The 1,491-nt window shown below is 58.8% G+C and carries 1 protein-coding gene; it reads left to right on the top strand.

What is annotated here, in order from left to right; translation table 11 throughout:
• The first annotated feature begins 67 nt into the window (after positions 1–67).
• The gene (locus QCE88_RS41895; RefSeq protein WP_309911925.1) at positions 68–1,201 is read left to right on the top strand and encodes an IS110 family transposase; all 1,134 of its coding nucleotides are present in this window, start codon (positions 68–70) and stop codon (positions 1,199–1,201) included.
• The last annotated feature ends 290 nt before the right edge of the window (positions 1,202–1,491 follow it).

Genomic DNA, 1,491 nt, shown 5'->3' with positions numbered 1-1,491 from the left:
GCATCGCTGCCAGAGCCGCATGGGTGGGCAAAGGCCGCACCCCGGCAACTTCCCCACGGAGGCCAGCATGGACAACGATAGCACGGTGTACGTCGGACTTGATGTGCATAAGGAGTCGATCACAGTTGCCTATACGATTGATTCGGGTGAAGTTGAGCTAATGGGTAAGATCGGGACGACGCCGACGGAAATTGATCGCCTGTGCAAGCGACTGCGATCCAAAGGGCGGCATATCCGAGTCGTCTACGAGGCTGGGCCCTGCGGTTACGGGCTGTACCGGCGTCTGGTCAAGCAAGGCTTCGACTGCATGGTATGTGCGCCATCATTGATTCCACGAAAGCCTGGAGAACGGGTCAAGACTGACCGACGCGACGCGATAAAGCTGGCGCGTTCGCTGCGTGCCGGCGACCTCTCAGCGGTATATGTACCAAGCGTCGAGGACGAGGCGTTCAGGGATTTGGCGCGAGCCTGGGCATCGGCGAGGGACGATTTACGGCACGCGCGACAACGACTGAAGTCCTTCCTGCTAAGCCACGGTGTGCACTATGTCGGACGCGCGGACTGGGGCGCCGCACATCGACGCTGGCTAAGCAAATATTCCTTCGAGACAGCATGGAGGCAACTTGCGTTTGAAGAACATCGACGCACAATCGAGGATCGGCTAGCACAGTGTGAGCGACTGGAAGTAGCGCTACGCGAAGCCGTCGTCGAGTGGGGTTTCTATCCGGCAGTGCTGGCGTTACAGGCGATGCGCGGCATCCAGTTCATTACGGCAGTCGGCATGATCTCCGAGCTCGGCGATCTCTCACGCTTCGAGCATCCACGCCAGTTGATGGCGTGGCTGGGCATCACACCTTCAGAACATTCGTCCGGAGGAACGCGACGCCAAGGGGGCGTCACCAAAGCGGGCAACAGCTATGCAAGAAAGCTGCTGGTCGAAGCAGCGTGGAGCTACCGACATCCGGCCCGCGTAGGTAAAACACTGCAGCCTCGACACGAAGGCATTCCAAAGGCGATCGTCGATCGTGCGTGGGACGCACAGCTACGGCTATGCAAGAAGTATCGCAAACTTGCGACGCGAGGCAAGAACGTCAATGTTGCGGTGGTAGCTGTCGCCCGGGAACTCGCGGGCTTTATCTGGGATATCGGCCGAATGGCGATGTCACTGGCATTGCCGCGGCGCGCTGCACAGCAGGCATAACACTCACGAGGCAAAACACCGTCACAACATTCTTGAGAGTTTCCTGAAGGCGGCGTAGCCCGGTACAAGAGCAACCCACGGCGCCGCTTCGCGACGGCAGACAGCAGGCCGACTCGCGGCGTAAGAAAGTGGCAGGCTCATATGACGGACCTCCGTAATGCGGTACCCAACCCGCGGATATCAGCGTGATTCACCGTCGGCCTTACTGCTACGTCGCCCTCAGGAAATTCCTTTGCCTATGGAAAAGCCAAAAACGCAGGTATCGCGATTGACATGGAAAGTCATATCAG

The sequence above is a fragment of the Caballeronia sp. LZ035 genome (genome assembly GCF_031451175.1).
Taxonomy (GTDB): Bacteria; Pseudomonadota; Gammaproteobacteria; order Burkholderiales; family Burkholderiaceae; genus Caballeronia.
Note: the sequence above shows the minus strand (reverse complement) of the source record. Positions and strands in the feature narration are given on the sequence as shown.